Here is a 746-nt window from a genome sequence, read left to right on the forward strand (position 1 = left end):
GCGCATATGGGGGAACTAGGCATTTCCATTCTACGTCGATTCTGGGGACTGGGTTTATCCCGTGTCATGATGGAAGATATGATTGACTGGGCAACAGAAAATGATATCTTACGTTATTTACGTTTAGAAGTATCTAAAGATAATATGCGGGCCATTAGCTTATATGAAAAATTTGGTTTTGAAGAAATTGGTGTAACCCCTAAAGGGATGTATCATGACGACGCCTTCCATGATTTAGTCATGATGGGCTTAGCAGTCGAAAACCAAGACCAAGCATAAGAATATTGTAAATACAAAAAGGTCGAGACCATTTCAGTCTCGACCTTTTTAAAATCCATATACTACTTTAGAATGGCCATAGCGATCATTATAATTAATAGAATGACTTCAATTGTTACAAGGGACCAACGCCATTTATTGTCTTTCTCATTAAAGGCGAAAATCATGGCAATAATTGGAATAATGATTGATAGTGAGATGTTTGTCCAAGCTAGATCCGCTGCAGGCCGGGCAACTTGCAAACCTGTGTAGATAAAGGTTAAAGCGAGCATCATTAAGGCATTTTGTCTGATTTTATTCATGGAGAAGTCCTTTCGTATCACAAGTTGTGACAATTTGTCACTAATTAGAATAATACTATAACATGTTTTTAAGAAAATGTTAACGAATCTGCCACACAAACCCTTTAACACAATGTAAAAATGCGTTAAAATGTGTTATTATGAATTAGATACAACTAGCATTTT

The 746-nt window shown here is 36.1% G+C and carries 2 protein-coding genes; one reads left to right on the plus strand and one right to left on the minus strand.

The window, feature by feature from the left end; genetic code table 11:
* Positions 1 to 279: N-acetyltransferase family protein (locus ACRCJ0_RS17270; protein WP_431391384.1), on the plus strand; the 279-nt coding region annotated here is incomplete at its 5' end.
* Between the two features lie 62 nt (positions 280 to 341).
* Here ACRCJ0_RS17270 and ACRCJ0_RS17275 read toward each other — a convergent pair.
* Positions 342 to 581, minus strand: a complete 240-nt coding sequence (locus tag ACRCJ0_RS17275; RefSeq protein WP_016896920.1) for a hypothetical protein — start codon at positions 579 to 581, stop codon at positions 342 to 344.
* Positions 582 to 746: the final 165 nt, after the last annotated feature.

The sequence above is a fragment of the Aerococcus sp. L_32 genome (assembly GCF_050689315.1).